This is a genomic window from Fuscovulum ytuae, assembly GCF_029953595.1.
GTDB classification, from domain to species: Bacteria; Pseudomonadota; Alphaproteobacteria; order Rhodobacterales; family Rhodobacteraceae; genus Paragemmobacter; species Paragemmobacter ytuae.
On the sequence record NZ_CP124535.1, the window covers coordinates 163,002 to 180,068 of the forward strand.

Annotated in this window: 21 protein-coding genes; 12 read left to right on the forward strand and 9 right to left on the reverse strand. The window is 65.6% G+C overall.

The window, feature by feature from the left end; all coding sequences use genetic code 11:
* Positions 1–74: 74 nt before the first annotated feature.
* Both QF092_RS00765 and QF092_RS00770 read right to left on the reverse strand, forming a co-directional pair.
* On the reverse strand, positions 75–713 hold the full coding sequence (locus QF092_RS00765) for an alpha/beta hydrolase (RefSeq protein WP_281466658.1): 639 nt from the start codon (positions 711–713) through the stop codon (positions 75–77).
* On the reverse strand, positions 710–1,621 hold the full coding sequence (locus QF092_RS00770) for a ring-cleaving dioxygenase (RefSeq protein WP_281466660.1): 912 nt from the start codon (positions 1,619–1,621) through the stop codon (positions 710–712). The genes QF092_RS00765 and QF092_RS00770 overlap by 4 nt, the downstream gene beginning before the upstream one ends.
* Before the next feature lie 197 nt (positions 1,622–1,818).
* Between QF092_RS00770 and aspS the strand changes: the two genes are divergently transcribed.
* From aspS to QF092_RS00795, 5 genes are all read left to right on the forward strand, one after another.
* Positions 1,819–3,600 (forward strand): aspartate--tRNA ligase, encoded by a 1,782-nt coding sequence (gene aspS / locus QF092_RS00775; protein WP_281470117.1) that lies wholly within the window; start codon positions 1,819–1,821, stop codon positions 3,598–3,600.
* A gap of 116 nt (positions 3,601–3,716) precedes the next feature.
* Entirely contained in the window at positions 3,717–4,199 is a 483-nt protein-coding gene (locus tag QF092_RS00780; RefSeq protein ID WP_281466663.1) for a DUF1993 family protein, read from the forward strand.
* A gap of 56 nt (positions 4,200–4,255) precedes the next feature.
* Positions 4,256–4,954, forward strand: a complete 699-nt coding sequence (locus QF092_RS00785) for a GNAT family N-acetyltransferase (RefSeq protein WP_281466665.1) — start codon at positions 4,256–4,258, stop codon at positions 4,952–4,954.
* 256 nt (positions 4,955–5,210) lie between these two features.
* Positions 5,211–5,615 carry a methylmalonyl-CoA epimerase gene (mce, locus tag QF092_RS00790; protein ID WP_281466667.1) on the forward strand — a complete coding sequence of 135 codons (405 nt, stop codon included), beginning with the start codon at positions 5,211–5,213 and terminating at the stop codon, positions 5,613–5,615.
* Between the two features lie 4 nt (positions 5,616–5,619).
* Positions 5,620–5,889, forward strand: coding sequence for a DUF1467 family protein (locus QF092_RS00795; protein WP_281466669.1), 270 nt, complete (start codon positions 5,620–5,622; stop codon positions 5,887–5,889).
* Positions 5,890–6,195: 306 nt separating this feature from the next.
* Here QF092_RS00795 and QF092_RS00800 read toward each other — a convergent pair whose 3' ends face one another.
* The 3 genes from QF092_RS00800 to QF092_RS00810 form a co-directional block, all read right to left on the reverse strand.
* Positions 6,196–6,882: an EI24 domain-containing protein gene (locus QF092_RS00800; protein WP_420026552.1), complete on the reverse strand. Its 687-nt coding sequence runs from the start codon at positions 6,880–6,882 to the stop codon at positions 6,196–6,198.
* Complete coding sequence (locus QF092_RS00805; protein ID WP_281466672.1) at positions 6,882–7,445, reverse strand: nitroreductase family protein; 564 nt, start codon at positions 7,443–7,445, stop codon at positions 6,882–6,884. The genes QF092_RS00800 and QF092_RS00805 overlap by 1 nt, the downstream gene beginning before the upstream one ends.
* Positions 7,446–7,611: 166 nt before the next feature.
* The gene (locus QF092_RS00810) at positions 7,612–8,727 is read right to left on the reverse strand and encodes a class II histone deacetylase (protein WP_281466674.1); all 1,116 of its coding nucleotides are present in this window, start codon (positions 8,725–8,727) and stop codon (positions 7,612–7,614) included.
* Between the two features lie 77 nt (positions 8,728–8,804).
* Between QF092_RS00810 and QF092_RS00815 the strand changes: the two genes are divergently transcribed.
* Positions 8,805–9,059, forward strand: a complete 255-nt coding sequence (locus QF092_RS00815; RefSeq protein WP_281466676.1) for a DUF167 domain-containing protein — start codon at positions 8,805–8,807, stop codon at positions 9,057–9,059.
* A 9-nt stretch (positions 9,060–9,068) separates the two neighbouring features.
* Here QF092_RS00815 and QF092_RS00820 read toward each other — a convergent pair whose 3' ends face one another.
* Positions 9,069–9,314, reverse strand: coding sequence for a hypothetical protein (locus tag QF092_RS00820; RefSeq protein WP_281466678.1), 246 nt, complete (start codon positions 9,312–9,314; stop codon positions 9,069–9,071).
* Between the two features lie 205 nt (positions 9,315–9,519).
* Between QF092_RS00820 and QF092_RS00825 the strand changes: the two genes are divergently transcribed.
* The 4 genes from QF092_RS00825 to QF092_RS00840 all read left to right on the forward strand — a co-directional run bounded on the left by QF092_RS00825 (position 9,520) and on the right by QF092_RS00840 (position 11,406).
* Positions 9,520–10,251: a M48 family metallopeptidase gene (locus QF092_RS00825; protein ID WP_281466680.1), complete on the forward strand. Its 732-nt coding sequence runs from the start codon at positions 9,520–9,522 to the stop codon at positions 10,249–10,251.
* A 76-nt stretch (positions 10,252–10,327) separates the two neighbouring features.
* On the forward strand, positions 10,328–10,582 hold the full coding sequence (locus QF092_RS00830) for a DUF6455 family protein (RefSeq protein ID WP_281466682.1): 255 nt from the start codon (positions 10,328–10,330) through the stop codon (positions 10,580–10,582).
* A 69-nt stretch (positions 10,583–10,651) separates the two neighbouring features.
* Positions 10,652–11,014: a YigZ family protein gene (locus QF092_RS00835; RefSeq protein WP_281466683.1), complete on the forward strand. Its 363-nt coding sequence runs from the start codon at positions 10,652–10,654 to the stop codon at positions 11,012–11,014.
* A 29-nt stretch (positions 11,015–11,043) separates the two neighbouring features.
* Complete coding sequence (locus QF092_RS00840) at positions 11,044–11,406, forward strand: diacylglycerol kinase (protein WP_281466685.1); 363 nt, start codon at positions 11,044–11,046, stop codon at positions 11,404–11,406.
* A 44-nt stretch (positions 11,407–11,450) separates the two neighbouring features.
* Here the strand turns inward: QF092_RS00840 and QF092_RS00845 are convergent, their stop codons facing one another.
* From QF092_RS00845 to rimO, 3 genes are read right to left on the reverse strand one after another with little or no spacing between them, the layout of a single operon-like run.
* Positions 11,451–11,816 (reverse strand): thiol-disulfide oxidoreductase DCC family protein, encoded by a 366-nt coding sequence (locus tag QF092_RS00845; RefSeq protein ID WP_281466688.1) that lies wholly within the window; start codon positions 11,814–11,816, stop codon positions 11,451–11,453.
* Between the two features lie 47 nt (positions 11,817–11,863).
* Positions 11,864–12,106 (reverse strand): CDGSH iron-sulfur domain-containing protein, encoded by a 243-nt coding sequence (locus tag QF092_RS00850; RefSeq protein WP_281466689.1) that lies wholly within the window; start codon positions 12,104–12,106, stop codon positions 11,864–11,866.
* 55 nt (positions 12,107–12,161) lie between these two features.
* On the reverse strand, positions 12,162–13,556 hold the full coding sequence (rimO, locus tag QF092_RS00855) for a 30S ribosomal protein S12 methylthiotransferase RimO (protein ID WP_281466691.1): 1,395 nt from the start codon (positions 13,554–13,556) through the stop codon (positions 12,162–12,164).
* Positions 13,557–13,943: 387 nt separating this feature from the next.
* Between rimO and QF092_RS00860 the strand changes: the two genes are divergently transcribed.
* Positions 13,944–14,972 carry a hydroxyacid dehydrogenase gene (locus QF092_RS00860; protein WP_281466693.1) on the forward strand — a complete coding sequence of 343 codons (1,029 nt, stop codon included), beginning with the start codon at positions 13,944–13,946 and terminating at the stop codon, positions 14,970–14,972.
* Positions 14,973–15,054: 82 nt separating this feature from the next.
* Positions 15,055–17,016, forward strand: coding sequence for an AsmA family protein (locus QF092_RS00865; RefSeq protein WP_281466694.1), 1,962 nt, complete (start codon positions 15,055–15,057; stop codon positions 17,014–17,016).
* Positions 17,017–17,067 lie beyond the last annotated feature (51 nt).

Here is a 17,067-nt window from a genome sequence, read left to right on the forward strand (position 1 = left end):
GGCCAATTCACCCCCGAGAGTATTTTTCGCCAAGATGAAGGGGAAGGGCGGGCCGTTAAGGTTAACGCACTGGTTTAGGACGTCAGGAAACGGCGCAGGGCTGTCAGATCGTCGCGCATGATCCCATGGCCCGCGCCGGGGTAGACCCTTGTTTCCACCGTAGCGCCAAGTGTGGTGAGGGTGCGGGCCGTTTCCTCGACCCGCAGGCGCGGGATATGGGGGTCGCGGTCGTGGACCGAGAGCCAGACCTTGCCGGGGCGTTGACCGGAATAGTCAAAACTTTTGGGGCCATGGCCGTAAAGGGCCGGTTGTGGACCGCCTTCGGCATCGCCTGTCCCGACAAGAGCACCCGAAAAGGCCAAGAGCCCGGCAAGGCGGTCGCCCTGTCGGGCATAGGCTTCGGTGGCGAGGCAGGCGCCTTGCGAGAAGCCTGCAAGCCAGATGCGGTTCGGGGGGATGCCTGCGGCCGTCAGCGTGGCGATGGCCTGATCGACCTGCGCCAGCGCCGCGGTCACGAAAGGGGCCATCTGCGCGCTGGGGGCGAGGAAGCTGGTGGGCCACCAGCTGTTCCCCGCCGCCTCGGGCGCGATGGCGGCCACGTCGGGCAGCGCGGCATGGTCCATCAGCGACAGGATATCTGCCGCCGACCCGCCGCGCCCATGCAGCAGCACGATGCCCGTCGCCGCCCCTGTCGAAGGACCTGCGCGCCTCATGCCGGCACCTTCAGCGGCGGCAGGATCGACTCGATCCGATCGCGCAGGCGTTCATGCTGGGGCGGCAGCATCAAGGAAGACCCCATCGTTTCGACGGGTTCATCCACGGCAAAACCCGGCGGGTCGGTCGCGATTTCGAACAGCACGCCGCCCGGTTCGCGGAAATAGATCGCGTTGAAATATTGCCGGTCGATCACCGGCGTCGTGCGGTGGCCGAATTTCAACAGCGCGTCTTGCCAGTGATGCTGATCCTCTTGCGTCTTGGCGCGGAAGGCCACGTGATGGATCGTCCCCTTGCCGGGGCGTGGGGCGGTCTGGATATCGGCGCGCCAGATGTCGATGATATTCGCGCGATCACTGCCCGGTGCCTTCAGCCGCAGCCTTTCGCCGCCTGCGCCGCGTTCGGTTCCCACGACCTCATAGCCGAACGCCTCGGTCAGAAGGCGCGCCGTCGGATCGGGGTCGCGTTCCCAGAGTGTCACGGAATGAAAACCGTGCCGGTCGGTCGCCCCCTCTGTTTCGATCAGTTCCACGGGGGCGCCATCGGGGTCGCGCAGGGTGATGACGCGCTGGCCAAAGCGTTCGGCCGCCGCTGGGATATGGCGGTCGCCTGCCGAGAGATCGTCGATCAGGGCGTCGAACTCTCCCTTGGGGATCGCATAGGCATAGGCCGAGGCCATGCCGGGGCCGGCCCGTCCGGGGCCTGCTTCGGCAAAGGGAAAGAAGGTCAGGATCGTGCCGGGGCTGCCTGCCTTGTCACCGTAATAGAGGTGATAGGTGTCGGGCGCGTCGAAATTCACCGTCTTTTTCACCAGCCGCTGTTTCAGAAGGCCTGCGTAGAAATCCACATTCTCTTGCGGTGGGCCAGAGATGGCGGTGACGTGGTGAAGGCCGGGTATCTTGGTCATGGCATTGCCCTTTCGGGATGAATTGCGGTTGCCCCTTATATGGGGCAGGTGCGCGGTTGCGGAAAGCGGGCAGGGGCGCGCGGGACTTGTGCAATCCTGCACGGAATGCCCCCCAACCCCGTGCGGGCCTTGACTTCGTGCGCGCCAAGGGGTGTATCGGCGCGATGATCCACACAAGCCTCGTCAGGGGACATATGATGCACGCCTATCGCAGCCACACCTGCGCCGAGTTGAACAAAGCCCATGTGGGCCAGACGGTCCGCCTGTCGGGTTGGGTGCATCGCGTGCGCGACCATGGCGGCGTGTTGTTCATCGACCTGCGCGACCATTATGGGATCACGCAGGTTTTGGCCGATAGCGACAGCCCGGCCTTTGCCGCCGTGGAAAAGGTGCGGGCCGAATGGGTGATCCGCATCGATGGCCGCGTGAAGGCACGCGATGCGGCGCTGGTGAACCCCAAGATCCCCACCGGTGAGGTTGAGGTTTATGTCACCGGGCTTGAGGTGCTGGGGGCCGCCGACGAATTGCCGATGCCGGTCTTTGGTGAGGTGGATTATCCCGAAGAAACCCGCCTGACCTATCGCTTCCTCGACCTGCGGCGGGAAAAGCTGCATCGCAACATGATGCTGCGGTCGAATGTGGTGCGCAGCTTGCGCAACCGCATGTGGGATCAGGGCTTCAACGAATTTCAGACGCCGATCATCACGGCCTCGTCTCCGGAAGGGGCACGGGATTTTCTGGTGCCAAGCCGCCTGCATCCGGGCAAGTTCTATGCCCTGCCGCAGGCGCCGCAGCAGTTCAAACAGTTGATCATGGTGGCGGGCTTTGACCGCTATTTCCAGATCGCCCCCTGTTTCCGCGATGAAGACCCCCGCGCGGACCGGTCGCCCACCGATTTCTACCAGCTGGACATCGAGATGAGCTTTGTGGAGCAGGAGGATGTCTTTGCCGCCGTCCAGCCCGTGATCCAAGGCCTGTTCGAAGAATTCCGCCCCGATTGCAAGGTGCCCGCCGACTGGCCGCGCATCGCCTATAAGGACGCGCTCTTGTGGTATGGGTCTGACAAGCCAGACCTCAGGAACCCGATCAAGATGCAGGTGGTAAGCGAGCATTTCCGCGGGTCCGGTTTTGCCGTCTTTGCCAAGCTTTTGGAAAACGAAGGCACCGAAATCCGCGCCATCCCCGCGCCCACGGGCGGCAGCCGCAAGTTCTGTGACCGGATGAATGCCTATGCCCAGAAGGAAGGCCTGCCGGGGATGGGTTACATCTTCTGGCGTGAGGCCGAGGATGGGTCGGGGATGGAGGCGGCGGGGCCGCTGGCCAAGAATATCGGCCCCGAACGGACCGAGGCTGTCCGCGCGCAGCTTGGCCTTGGTCTTGGCGATGCGGCCTTCTTCCTTGGCGGCAAGCCCGAGCAGTTCGAGGCCTTTGCAGGCCGCGCGCGGAACGAAATCGGGCGCGAGTTGGGGCTGGCCGAGACGGATACCTTCCGTTTCGCCTGGATCGTCGATTTCCCGATGTATGAGAAAACCGATGACGGGAAGATCGACTTCTCGCACAATCCCTTCTCCATGCCGCAGGGCGGGATGGAGGCGCTGATGGGCGATCCGCTGACCGTTCATGCCTATCAATATGACCTTGCCTGCAACGGCTATGAGCTGATCTCGGGCGGCATCCGCAACCACAAGCCGGAGATCATGTACAAGGCCTTTGAACTGGCCGGCTACCCGAATTCCGAGGTGGACAAGCGTTTTGGCGGCATGGTGAAGGCGTTCAAATATGGGGCGCCCCCGCATGGCGGCTGCGCGATGGGGATTGACCGGGCGGTGATGCTCTTGGCTGATGAACAGAACATCCGCGAGGTCATCATGTTCCCGATGAACCAGCGCGCCGAGGACCTGCTGATGGGCGCGCCGTCGGAACCGACCAACGAGCAGCTGCGCGAGCTGCGCCTGCGCGTGGTGCCGAAGGATCAGTGATCTTTCGCCGGCGGGTGGGGTCGAACCCCACCCTTGCGCGGTGGCTAGGGCGACGCCGCCCTCGCCAAAGGGCGCATTCCCTGACAGTCTGGCAACCGTCGCTCATGAGGTTGCCGATGTCGCCCCATCCCCCGCTTTACACCGCCTCCGTGCCCGTCTTTCGGCATTACCTTGACCGGGTGGCGCGAATGGCCGAAGGCGCGGGCGCGGCGCTGGACCACCCTATCGCCGACAGCTTTCCCGCCCGCCAGCATTTCGCCACCGCCGCGGGCTTTGCCCTGCGCGTGGCCTGCCCCCTTGCCGGGCGCGAAGTGCCGGGCCTGCCCACGGCGCTGGGTCCCCGTCTGGCCGTGGCGCGCGCCACTTTGGGCGCGATGCGCCCGGATGAATTCGCAGGGGCCGAGGCGCGGGTGATCGCCCATTGCGCGGGTTTCGCCGATCTGGAACAGGATGGGGTCAGCTTCCTGCATCTGTTCGGGATGCCCAATTTCCTGTTCCACGTCACCATGGGCTATGCCAGCCTGCGCGCGGCAGGCCTGCCCTTGGGCAAGGCGGATTTCGACGGCTTCCACCACTATCCCGAAGGCTTTGCGTTCTGATCTTGCGGCCCGCCCGCATGGCGGGGCAGAGTGGCCCCGCGGGTGGGGGGCATATCATGACAGGTGACATTCTTGCAGGCTGGACACCGGCCGCTTGGCCGGATGCAGCCGCCCTCATCGGGCGCCATGTGCGGCTGGACCGGCTGGATGCTGATGCCCATGCCGCCGATCTTTTTTCCGCTTTCGCAGGGCATGATGCGCTGTGGGATTACATGCCCTATGGCCCCTTCCATTCCGCCGCCGCCTATCACCGCTGGGCGAAAGAGGCGACGGCAGGCCGCGACCCGGTCTTTTGGGCGATCACGCCGGAAGGGGCGGCCCATCCGGCGGGCGTGGCCTCTTTCCTGCGCATCACCCCTGACCATGGGACGATCGAGGTGGGGCATATCTGCCTGTCGCCGTCTTTGCAGCGTGGCCGCGCGGCGACCGAGGCGATGTTCCTGATGATGGATTGGGCCTTTTCCCATGGCTATCGCCGCTATGAATGGAAATGCAACGCGCTGAACTTGCCGTCCCGGCGCGCGGCGCAGCGGCTTGGCTTTTCCTTCGAAGGGGTGTTCCGCAACCATATGGTGATCAAGGGTAGGAACCGCGATTCCGCATGGTTTGCGGTGACGGATGGCGATTGGCCCGCCCTGCGCGAGGCCTTTGCCGCCTGGCTGTCGCCTGCGAATTTCGACGCCGCCGGACGGCAGAAGGAACGGCTGTCCGACCTGTCGCGTCTGGTGCGCGTAGCATCGGACCCCGCGCTCTAGGCCACCCTATCCGGGATAAAGCGTGACCAGCCTTTGATTGACGGCATCCCGCAAGGGCAGGGAAACGGGCGATGGCGGCAGGGGCGGTGGGGGTGTCATCTGCATGGCGGTTCTCCTTCCTTGGGGCAGAGGGCCAGCCTGCGACACAGCCCTTAAGATGCCGTAAAGCCCCCCCCCCTGCGACCCAAGCGCCCCTTGCACCCCGCGCCCCTCGCACCCATAACCCAAATCAAGCGACGCAGCGGGAGAGTGACAGATGATCGGACGCCTGAACCATGTGGCCATCGCCGTGCCGGACCTGACCGCCGCGGCCGAGCAATATCGTGGCACGCTGGGCGCCAAGGTCGGCGCAGCGCAGGACGAACCCGATCACGGGGTGACGGTGGTCTTCATCGAATTGCCCAATACGAAAATCGAACTCCTCTATCCCTTGGGCGAAAATTCCCCCATCGCGGGTTTCCTTGAAAAGAACCCCGCCGGGGGCATCCACCACATCTGCTATGAGGTGGACGATATCCTTGCCGCCCGCGACCGGCTAAAGGCCGCAGGCGCGCGCGTGCTGGGAAGCGGAGAGCCGAAGATCGGCGCGCATGGCAAGCCCGTGCTGTTCCTGCATCCCAAGGATTTCAACGGCTGCCTTGTCGAACTGGAACAGGTCTGACGCCATGAGCATCACCTCGGCCATCGTCCTTTATGCCGTCAGCTGGTTCATGGTCTTTTTCATCGTGCTGCCGATCCGCTTTGTGAGCCAAGGCGATGCCGGCAGCGTGGTCCCCGGCACGCCCGCAGGCGCACCGGCCACCCATATCGTGGCGCGCAAGGCAAAGATGACGACCTGGATCGCGGCTTTGGTCTGGCTGGCGCTGGCGGGGATCATCACCTCCGGCGTCATTTCGGTGCGCGATATCGATTGGCGCGGCGTGATGACCGACTGACGGGACCGCCGCAAACACAGCGGCGCGCTGCGCGCAGTCCTTTTGGCGTCGTCGTTGCGTGCTGCGCCTCCTCCGGGGTCCGGGGCCGTTCTGTCCCCTCTTGCGGAAATCTGAAGACAGAAACTGCATAAAAATCAGCGCGTTAACCTTAACGGCCTGCCCTTGCCCCTTCATCTTGGCAAAAAATACTCTCGGGGGTGAATTGGCCGAATGGCCAAGAGGGGGCAGAAGGCCCCCTAACCCCGGAGGAGGCGCGGCACGCGACGACGACGCCAAAAGGCTTGCGGCGCAGGCCGCTCCGCTGGATCACCGATGGTTCAGGCGGTGAAAGAGGTGGGTGAAGGTCGCCACGCCGAAGACGGGGATCAAAAGGTTGACGAGGGGGATCGACAGAGGGGCCGCCATCAGGATGCCCGCGCCCCAAATCCGCGCCCGGTTCGCGCGCCAGAGCGCCTTGGCCTCGCCCCGCCCGATTCGGCGCTGGGAAACGAGGGTGAAATATTCCCGCCCCAGAAGATAGCCGTTGAGCGACCAGAACAGGACCGGCACCAGCGGCCCCGCGAAGGGCCAAAGGAAGAGGGCGAGGATATTCGCCACAAGGGCGATGCCGAAGAAATTCACCGCACCGATCAGGCCTTCGGCGAAGGTCTGCGCGCGGGCGGGCGGCAGGGTCGGGAAATGGCGGTCTTCGACCGCATCCACCACATCTTCCAGAAACAGCCCCGTGAAGGCCGAGGCGACAGGAACCATCAGAAAAACCGATGCCGCAAGCATCAGAAGGATCGATCCGATCGACAAAAGCGTATCAAGGCCGCCCACCGGGCCGAGGATCGGCAGGGTGGTCGTGTCGGGGATGAACCATTGGATCGCGCCCAGCATCAGCGCGTAAAGCGCGATGAGCAGGGCCAATGTCAGCGCCACGGCGATGACGACCACGCGGCGGAAACGGGCGTCTGACCATTGCGCCAATGCGGCGGTGAAGGAGGAAAGGATCAGGCCCATCGCACGACCTGCGCGATGTCCGGGCGCGGGCGGTCGGGCGCGGGGGCGCCTTTGCTGCCGATATGGATGATCCCGGCCACCCATTCCTGCGGGGCGCAGTCGAAGGCGCGGGTGATGAAGGGGCGGTCATGGCTGACCCATCCGGTCAGCCATTGCGCGCCCCATCCGGCCGCCGTTGCGGCATTGACGAGGCCCGCGCAGAGGGCGCCTGCCGAAAGGGTCTGTTCGATGTCGGGCACTTTCTCGGCGGGTTTGGGCGCGGCGATCACCACCACGGCGCAATGCGAGCGGTCGAATTGCCCGCGCCCTTTTTCGATGCGGAGGGGGTCATCGCCCAATTCGCGGGCCCGCGCCTCGCCCAGATCGGCCCAGATGGAAAGGGCGTCGCGATAGCCCACGACCAGCCGCCACGGTTGCAGATTGCCGTGATCGGGCACGCGCAAGGCGGCGCGCAGGATGGGTTCCAGCGCGGCGCGGTCGGGGGTGGGGGCTTGCAGCGCCTTGGACGGGTAGGATTGGCGCATGGACAGGAAGGCGAAGGCGTCTTGGGTCATGGGGCCTCTTTCCCGGGCGTGGCGCGGGGGGAAACGGGGTTATTTTGCGGCGCGGGCCATGCGGCCCGCATTCCTTTTGTCTCGCCTTCGCGCGTGCCGCGCGCCGGCTCGGATCGTTTTTGAGTATTTGGGCCAAGATGAAGGGGCAAGGGGTGTTTCGGAGGGATCAGGCAGAGGTGAAGAGGCGGTCGAGATCGTCGATCCATGCGGATAGGAAGGCATCGAAACGGGCGTCAGGTTGCCGGGCGGCCAATGTGGCGGCCAAGGGGTCGGGCGCGTCGATCGGGCTTTGGGCCAGTTCGGCGATGGTGGCATGGCCGCAGAAGGGGACATAGGCCTCGGAATAGCCGCCTTCGTGGACGGCCAGAAGACGGCCCGCGCAGAGCGTTTCGGCGGCCTGTCTTGTGAGGCGGGTCATCTGGCGGAAGGTATCGGCGGTGGCGAGCATCCGGCCCAAGGGATCAAGGGCGGCGGCGTCAAAGCCGCAGGCGATGATGATGGCGTCAGGTCTGTGGGCGTGGAGGGCGGGCAGGACGAGGCGGGTGAAAGCCTCCAGATAGCCTTTGTGCCCCGTGCCGGGGGGGAGCGGGATGTTGAGGTTCGTGCCAAAGCCCGCGCCGCTTCCCCGCACCTCGGCCCCGCCGGTATCGGTGGGATAGTTGCGGTCCTGATGCAGCGAGATGGTCAGCACCTCGGGGTCGTCAAGGAAGATCGCCTCGGTCCCGTTGCCGTGATGGACATCCCAGTCGATCACGGCAAAGCGGCGGAAGGGGGTTTTCGCCTGTGCCGTGCGGATGGCGATGGCGATATTGGCCAGAAGGCAAAAGCCATTGGGGCGGTCGGGCAGGCAATGATGCCCCGGCGGGCGGGTGAGGGCATAGGCATTGGTCACCGCGCCCGACAGGATGTCCAAAAGCGCCTGTTGCGCGAGGCCGGCCGAGAGGGTGGCGATGTCATAGCCGCCCCTGCCGAAGGGCGCGCGGGGGCCAAGCTCGCCGCCCTGATCCTGCGAGAGGGCGTGGAAGCGGTCGATATAGCTTGCGGGGTGGACGCGGAGCAGGTCTTCGCGGGTGGCGGGGGCCGCGCTGCGGCTGGCGAGGGAGGCGAGAAGCCCCGTCACCTCTAACAGGTTTTTCAGGCGGCGTTTGGTTTCGGGGTTTTCCGGCAGGCCCGCGCCGGGCTGGACGAGGCCGCCCATCGGCCCGCCGACGGGCAGGGTGAGGGCATAGTTGCCGCCATGGTGCCAGAAGCAGCGTTCGTCGGAATAGAAGGCGGTGGTCATGCGGGGCTTTCGGGGGGCTTTCGGGTGGGGGGATTTGGCGTCAGGTTAGGCGCTGGGGCTGCGAAGGGCCAGAGGCGATGAAGAAGGGCGAATATGCGGCGCTGGCGGTGCCGGGGGCGGAATTCGTGGTGAAGGCCACGCCGCGCGCGCGGGTTTCCTCTTGCGTGTTGGAGGGGGGTGTCTGGCGGATCGCGGTGAACGCCCCGCCGGAAGAGGGCCGCGCCACGGCGGCGGTAGCGGAAGCCTTGGCCCATGCCTTGGGCGTGGCGAAGGGGCGGCTGGTTCTGGTGCGGGGGGCCGCGTCGCGGGACAAGCGGTTTCGGCTGGACTGACGCGGTGGATCAGCCCTTGGGGGGCCTTGCGTCAATCCGGTAGCTGCCTTCGGGCAGGTCAAGTGCCGCGGCAAGGTCGCGCAATTGCGTCATCGACAGGGTGATGCGGACCGGTTCTTCGGTCATCGGGTCAAGCTGTTCCAAGGTCACGCAATCATCGAAGGCGAGGATGGTGATGTCTTCCATCAGGCCTTCATGCCCCTCATCGATGAGGGTGATCACAGTGGCGTCGAAGTCGTGCTCGATCGTGAACATAAGGGCAGGCTAGCGCGGGGTGGCCTTGGCTGGCAATGGGGGAAATGGGGGGAAATGGGGGAAGCGGTCCCTTGCTGACGCTTGCGTGAGGGGGCCATGCGGGGCTGGTTCCCGGCGCGGGGCTTGCTATTTTGGGGGGCATGGCAGGGGCAGGCCCCGGCGCGGTGATGGTTTGGGGCAGATGGGCAAAGGTGACTCGGGGGCGATGCGGGCATATCTTGCGCTGATTTTGGCGGTGGCGGGTCTGGCGGGCTGTGTGCCGACCTATCCGGCAGGCGATCCTTCGGGGGGGCTTTATCCAGAGCCTGTGGCCGCCGCCGCGCCCGCGCCGTTGGCCCCAAGGCAGGCTGCGTCGAATTTCATCCGTGTGGTCAGCCGGGTAGAGCCGATGACGGAAGATATCTGCCGCGCCCGCACGCGCGGGGTGAATTGCGATTTCCGCATCGTGATCGATGACCGGCCGGGGCAGGGGCCGAATGCCTTTCAGACGCTGGATGAAAATGGGCGACCGATCCTGGGCTTCACCTTGGCGCTGATTGCCGATGCGCGGAACGAGGATGAGATCGCCTTCGTTCTGGGCCATGAGGCGTCGCATCACATCCTTGGCCATATCCCGCAGACGCAGCAGACGGCCTTGGCGGGGGCGATGATGGCGGGCATCCTTGCACAGGCCACCGGGGCGGATGCGGCGGCGGTGCAATCGGCGCAGCGCATCGGGGCCACGGTCGGGGCGCGGCGCTATTCCCGCGCCTTTGAATTGGAGGCCGATGCCTTGGGGGCCGAGATCGCCTATTTCGCCGGATATGACCCGGTGCTGGGGGCGGGGTTCTTTGACCGTCTGCCCGATCCGGGGGATCAGTTCCTTGGGTCGCATCCGCCCAATGCGGAACGCAAGGCGCAGGTGCAGGCGGTGGTGGCAGGGCTTCGCGGGTTCTGACCGGGCTTGATTTGCGTCAATGCGTCGCGGTCCTGTCGGTGGCAGGCTTGCCGTCGCGCGAACACGGAGGACGGCGATGATCGGATATGTCGAGGCACCTTTGGCTTGGGGCCTGACGCGCGGGATGGCGCGGGTGATTGGGGTCAATCTGGCCGATGCGGTGATCGAAGGCTGGTTGAGCCGGGCGGAACTGGCTGATTTGGTCGAGCGCTGTCAGACCTGCGGGCGGGCCGAGACCTGCACCGGATGGCTGGCGCGGCAGGTGACGGCTGAGGCGCTGCCTGCCTTCTGCCCGAACAAGGCCCCGTTGGAGGGCTTGGCCGCGCGCTGAGGCGCGGGGCGGTGGGCTTGAGCCTTGCCTGCCGACATGACAGGGTCCTGCCGCGAAAGGGGTGGCGGGATGCTGAAACTGGGCGAAGTGCTGCGGGACCGGGGGTCGCGCTATGCCGTTTCGGGCGGGCCTGTGCAGGGCCGCGCCGGGGTGGAGGCTTTCCTTGCCGAGTTGAAGCGCGAAAAGCGCTATGCCAAGGCCACGCATAACAGCTGGGCCTGTCTTCTGTCGGAGGGCGGGCCGCAAAAGGGCGACGATGGCGAGGCGGGCGCCGGAGCGGTGATCCTGAAGATGCTGGAACGGGCGGGGCTGGTTGACCATGTCGTGGTGGTGACCCGCTGGTATGGGGGCGTGCATCTGGGGGGCGACCGCTTTGCCCATGTGGTCACCTGCGTGCGCGCCTATCTCGACGCGCAGAACGGCGCGGGGTAAGGCAGGGGCTGGGTCGCGGAGAAAAGCGGATGATGAACTGGTTGCTGGCCGAGCTGCGGCGCATTGGGAACACGACGAAATGGTCGTGGGACGGTTGGCGGTCCGCTTGGGTGCGCGAGAAATCACTGCGGCAATGGGCGCTGGTCAATGTGCTGTCGGCGGCACTGGCCTTTTCGCTGGAACTCAGCCCGGGGGAACGGGCGCTGATCCTTGCGCTGGGGCTGCTGCTTCTGGCGGCGGAACTGGCCAATACGGCGATCGAGGAAGTGGTGGATTATATCTCGGAAGAGATCGACCCACGGGCGAAGCGGGCCAAGGATGCCGGGTCCGCCGTGGTGGCGGTGACGGCCATCGCAGGCGGCGTGGCCTGGCTGGTGATCCTGATCGGGTAAGGGCGCAGGTCTGCGCCTTGCGGGCGGTGCCTGCGCGCTGGCCCCTAATGGCGTCGCTGTCGCCGCAGATGCGCGCGATACAGCATCGGCGCGGCGATCCGGTCGTAGAGGAAGGCCATCGCTGGCCGGATCACCGGCAGGCCGGTGAGGCGGGCCAGCCAGCGCCAGCGCGGCAGCCCCGCCCAGATGGCGCGAAACGCCGCTAGCCCCGAAAGCACCTTGCCATCCTGCATCACATGCAGGCGGCGCGCGGCCTCATCTTCGGTCAGGCCCCAGTGTGACGCCTTGTCCAAGGGATCAAACCGCAAGGGGGCCGCGTCGCGGGCGGCGGCGGCGCGGTAATGGTCGATCTCGAACCGGCACAAGGGGCAGGTGTCGTTGTAAAGGACGCGGGTGTCATCATCGGTCATGGCCGAGATTTAGGTGCCGCGCGCCCTGCGCCAAGCGGGCTGCGACATCACAGCCGGGAATGCGACCCGTCGCAGAAAGGGGCCTTGGCGCTGGCCTTGCAGCCGCAGAAAAACATCTTCTTGCCTTCTTCCGCCGTCACCTTCACCGGGGTGAAAGACGTGCCCTTATGGCTGCCATCACAGAAGGGCTGGTTCTTCGACTGGCCACAGGCGCACCAGAAATAGGACTTTCCGGCCTCTACCTCGACCGGGTAGGGGGCCTTCTGGGCGATCTTGGGGACGTCGGTCATCTGCTGGCTCCTTGCTGGCGCTTCCCGTCGCAATCTGCGTCGCGCCGGGACGGGGTCAAGCCGTGAGGCGACCCCAAAGGTCATAGTCGCCCGCCTCTTCCACCTCGACCGTCACCAGATCGCCGGGGGAGAGGGTTTCGAACCCCGCATCAATGAAAAGATTGCCGTCGATTTCCGGCGCATCGGCCTTGGTCCGGCAGGTGGCCCCTTCGTCATCCACCTCATCGACGATGACCTGCATCCTCTGGCCCACCTTGGCAGCAAGCTTGGCCGCGGAAATGGCCTGCGCCTTTTCCATGAAACGATCCCAGCGATCCTGCTTCACCTCTTCGGGCACATGATCGGGCAGGGCATTGGACCGCGCGCCGGGGACGTTTTCGTATTTGAAGCATCCCACGCGATCAAGCTGCGCCTCGTCCAGCCAATCAAGCAGGGTCTGGAATTCGGCCTCTGTCTCGCCGGGATAGCCCACGATGAAGGTGGAGCGCAGCGTGATGTCGGGGCAGGTGGCGCGCCAAGCGGCAATCTCGTCCAGCGTGCGGGCGGCGGCGGCGGGGCGGGCCATACGCTTCAGGACATCCGGATGGGCGTGCTGGAAGGGGATGTCGAGATAGGGCAGGATCAACCCTTCCGCCATCAGCGGCACGAGGTCGCGCACATGCGGGTAGGGATAGACGTAATGCAGCCGGACCCATGCGCCAAGCTGGCCCATTTCGCGGGCCAGATCGGTGATATGGGCGCGGACCGCGCGGTCTTTCCAAGCGCTTTCGTCATGCTTGCGATCGACGCCATAGGCCGAGGTGTCCTGGCTGATGACCAAAAGCTCTTTCACCCCGGCCTCGACCAGCTTTTCCGCCTCGCGCAGGATGGCGTTGGCGGGGCGGCTGACCAATTTGCCCCGCATGTCAGGGATGATGCAGAACTTGCACTTGTGGTTACAGCCTTCCGAGATTTTCAGATAGCTGTAATGGCGCGGGGTCAGGCTGACGCCGGTTGCGGGCAGAAGATCGATGAACGGGTCCGGGCGCGGCGGCACGGCCAAATGCACGGCATCCAGCACCTGTTCATATTGATGCGGGCCGGTGACGGCCAGAACCTTGGGATGCGCGCCGGTGATATAGTCAGGTTCCGCGCCAAGGCAGCCCGTGACGATGACGCGACCGTTTTCCTTCAACGCCTCGCCAATGGCATCAAGGCTTTCGGCCCGCGCACTGTCGAGAAAGCCGCAGGTGTTGACGATGACGGCATCGGCACCCGCGTAATCGGGGCTGATCGCATAGCCTTCGGCGCGCAGGCGCGTCAGGATGCGCTCGCTATCGACCAGCGCCTTGGGGCAGCCCAAGGAGACCATGCCGATGGTGGGCTGGTCAGGACGTGCCTCGCTGCGCCGGTCATCAGGGACGGTGGCACGGGCAAGATCAGGGCGGAGGTTGGGCGGGTTCTGCGTCATCCGCGCGCCATACCGCAATCCGCGCGCTTCGTGAAGGGCGGTGATCCGGCGGCGCGCTGACGCGCAAGCCTTTTGGCGTCGTCGTCGCGTGCCGCTCCTCCTCCGGGGTTAGGGGGCCTTCTGCCCCCTCTTGGCCATTCGGCCAATTCACCCCCGAGAGTATTTTTCGCCAAGATGAAGGGGGAAGGGCGGGCCGTTAAGGTTAACGCGCTGCTTTTTCTGCATTTTCTGTCTTCAAGTATCCTCAAGGGAGGCATGGGCAGGCCGCAGGCGGGACAAGAGGGGGCGGACCGGCCCCTGACCACAAAAGGAATGCGGCGCATGCCGCGCCTTGTGGTTGCCCGCGCCTCAAGGCTGGCCTAGCGTCCGTGGCAAGAGGAGACACCCATGACCGATGCACGCCCCCTGATCCTGTCCTGCCCCTTGCCGCGCAGCCTGCCCCTGATTTTTGCGCCGGACCTTCTTGCCGAGTTGCGGGCGCGCTACCGGATTGTCGAGACAACCGATGACGACCTGCCCGGTCTGCCGGATGCGGTTTTGGGCGAGGCGCGCTATATCATCGGGCAGCCGCCGCTGGACGCGGGGACTTTGGCGCGGTTGTCCGCCCTTCGCTGCATTTTCAACGTGGAATCCAATCTTCTGAACAACATGCCTTATGACGAGGTGTTCCGGCGCGGCATCCATGTCGTGACGACGGGGGCGGTCTTTGCCCAGCCCGTGGCCGAGATCGGGCTTGGCTTTGCGCTCTCGCTCTTGCGCAACATCCATGGGGCGGATGCGGATTTCCGTGCCGGGCAAGAGTTGTGGGGGGGAGAGGGCAATGGGTCGGCGCGGCTTTTGACCGGGGCCGAGGTGGGCATCCTTGGCTTTGGCGATCTGGGGCGGGCCTGTGCGCAGGTTCTGACCGGGTTCCAGACGCGGCTGAAGGTCTATGACCCTTGGCTGCCGCCCTCGCGGATCCGGGCGGCGGGGGCGGAACCTGCGGGGCTTGATGCGGTGCTGGCGGGGTCTGACATCGTCTTTTGCACCGCTGCCGTAACCAGCGAGAATCGCGGTTTTCTGGGAGCAGAGGCTTTCGCGGCGATGCGGCGGGGGGCGATCTTCCTTTTGCTCAGCCGTGCCGATGTGGTGGATTTTCCTGCGCTGATGGCGGCGGTGCGGGAGGGGCATATCCTTGCCGCTTCGGATGTCTTTCCCGAAGAACCGCTGCCCTTGGATCATCCGGTCCGGTCGATCCCCGGTTTCCTTTTGTCGGCGCATCGGGCCGGGGCCTTGGACATTGCCTTCAAGCGGATGGGCGAGATGGTGCTGGAGGACCTTGCCCTTCTCGACCGTGGCCTGCCGCCCATGGTGTGCAAGCGGGCCGAGCGCGAGACGGTGGCGCGGTTCCGGTCGCGGCCTGTTTCGGTGAACTGATCCGCCGAGGGTGGGCCTGCCGCTTGCCCCAAGGGGCCGGGCGAGGATAGCCTTGGGATGGGCTGTGCAAAGGGGGATGCGGATGCGTTGGCTGTTCCGGGTGCTGGGGGTTTTGGCGATGCTGGTCGTCTTGGGGGCGGGGGCCTTGCTTCTGATCCCGTCGGACCGCGTGGCCGCGCTGGCCGTGGAACAGTTTCAGCGGGTGACGGGGCGGGCCCTGACCATCGAAGGCGGCGTGACGCCCACGCTTTGGCCCGTTTTGGGGGTGGAAACCGGGCGGATCGCCATTGCCAATGCCGATTGGTCCGAGGATGGGCCGATGCTGGTGGCCGAGGGCATGGCGATCGGGATCGATGCCAATGCGCTGTTTGGCGGCGAGGTGCGGATCACCGCGCTGGAACTGACCCGGCCCGAGATCCTGATCGAGGTGAGCGAAGAGGGTGTGGGCAACTGGGTCTTTGGCGGGGCGCAGGGCGGCACGGCCACGGCGGATATGGCGGGGGCGGATACGCCTTTCACGCTGGACCTTGGGGTGATCCGCGATGGCAGCCTTGGCTATATCGACCATGGCACGGGGCGGGCGGTGCAATTGACCGGGGTCGATCTGGAGGCGCGGCTGGCCAATTACGAGGGGCCGCTGGAGCTTGACCTGACGGCCGAGGCGATGGGGCAGGCGGTGGCGGTTGATCTGACCTTGGCGGCCTTTCGCACGGCCTATGAGGGGGGCGTTTCGCCTGTGACGCTGTCGGCCACGGCGGGGGCGGCGAAGATGTCCTTTGACGGGCGGGCGGGCCTGATGCCCCCCAGCGCCGAAGGGCGGCTGGATGCCGATTTGGCCGATCTGTCGGCGCTGTCGGCCCTGTTGGGGATGGAACGGCCCAGCCTGCCGCAGGGCTTTGGGCAGAAAAGCGTGCAGGTCGCGGGGGATATCACGCTGACCGAGGCGGGATCGGTGCATCTGCGGGGCGGGCGTATCGTGCTGGATGGCACGGCGATTACCGGCGATCTGGACCTGAGCCCCGGTGCGGATCGGCCCAAACTGGTGGCGCGTCTGGCCACCGGCGATCTGGCGATTGCCGAGAATGTCGCGGGCGGCACGGGGGCGGGCGATGGCGGCGGCGCGGTTGCCACGGCGGGCTGGTCGGATGCGCCCATCGATGTGTCGGGCCTGTCGATCATGGATGCCGAACTGGGGCTGCGGGCCAATTCGCTTGATCTTGGGGCGGTGAAGCTTGGCCCCGTGGCGGCCACGGTGACGCTGGATCGGTCGCGCGCGGTGGTGGGGCTGACGGATGTGGGGGCCTATGGCGGCACTGTGCGGGGCGAGTTCGTGGTCAATGGTCGCAAGGGCCTGTCGGTGGGGGGCAATCTGGCCTTTCGCGACATTCGCCTGCAACCGATGCTGTCGGACCTGACGGGGTTTGAACGGCTGGTGGGCACGGGGGATTTGTCGCTGAAATTCCTTGGATCGGGGAATTCGGTCGAGGCGATCATGCGCAGCCTGTCGGGGTCGGGCGTGTTGAACCTTGGGGCGGGCGAGATACTGGGTCTGGATATTGCGGGGATGATCCGGCGGCTGGATGCGGGCTATGTGGGGGAGGGGCAGAAGACGATCTTCGACAGCCTTTCGGCCAGTTTCGATATCGACGGGGGCGATCTTTTCAACAGCGATCTTCTAATGGCGGGGCCGATCATCAGCGCGGAAGGCGCGGGCCGTATCGGGCTTGGTGCGCGCGATCTGGAATATCGGCTGCGGCCCACTGCCTTGCGCGGGGCGGATGGGTCGGGGGGGATTTCGGTCCCGCTCTGGATCACCGGGTCATGGGCGGCACCCAGTTTTGCGCTGGACCTGGAATCTCTTGCACAGGAACGGCTGAAGGACGAGGCGAAGGCGGTCGAGGATCAGTTGAAGGCCAAGGCGGCCGAAGAGCTGGGTCAGATCGAAGGCGAAAGTCTGGAAGATGCGGCCAAGCGGCGTTTGGAAGAGGAGTTGCGTCAGGGGGCGGGCAATCTGCTTTTGGATTTGCTGGGGGGCGGCAACTGAGGCTTGCGCCGCCCTGAAACGCGGCGAAACGAAACGTCAGCCGCTGCCCCC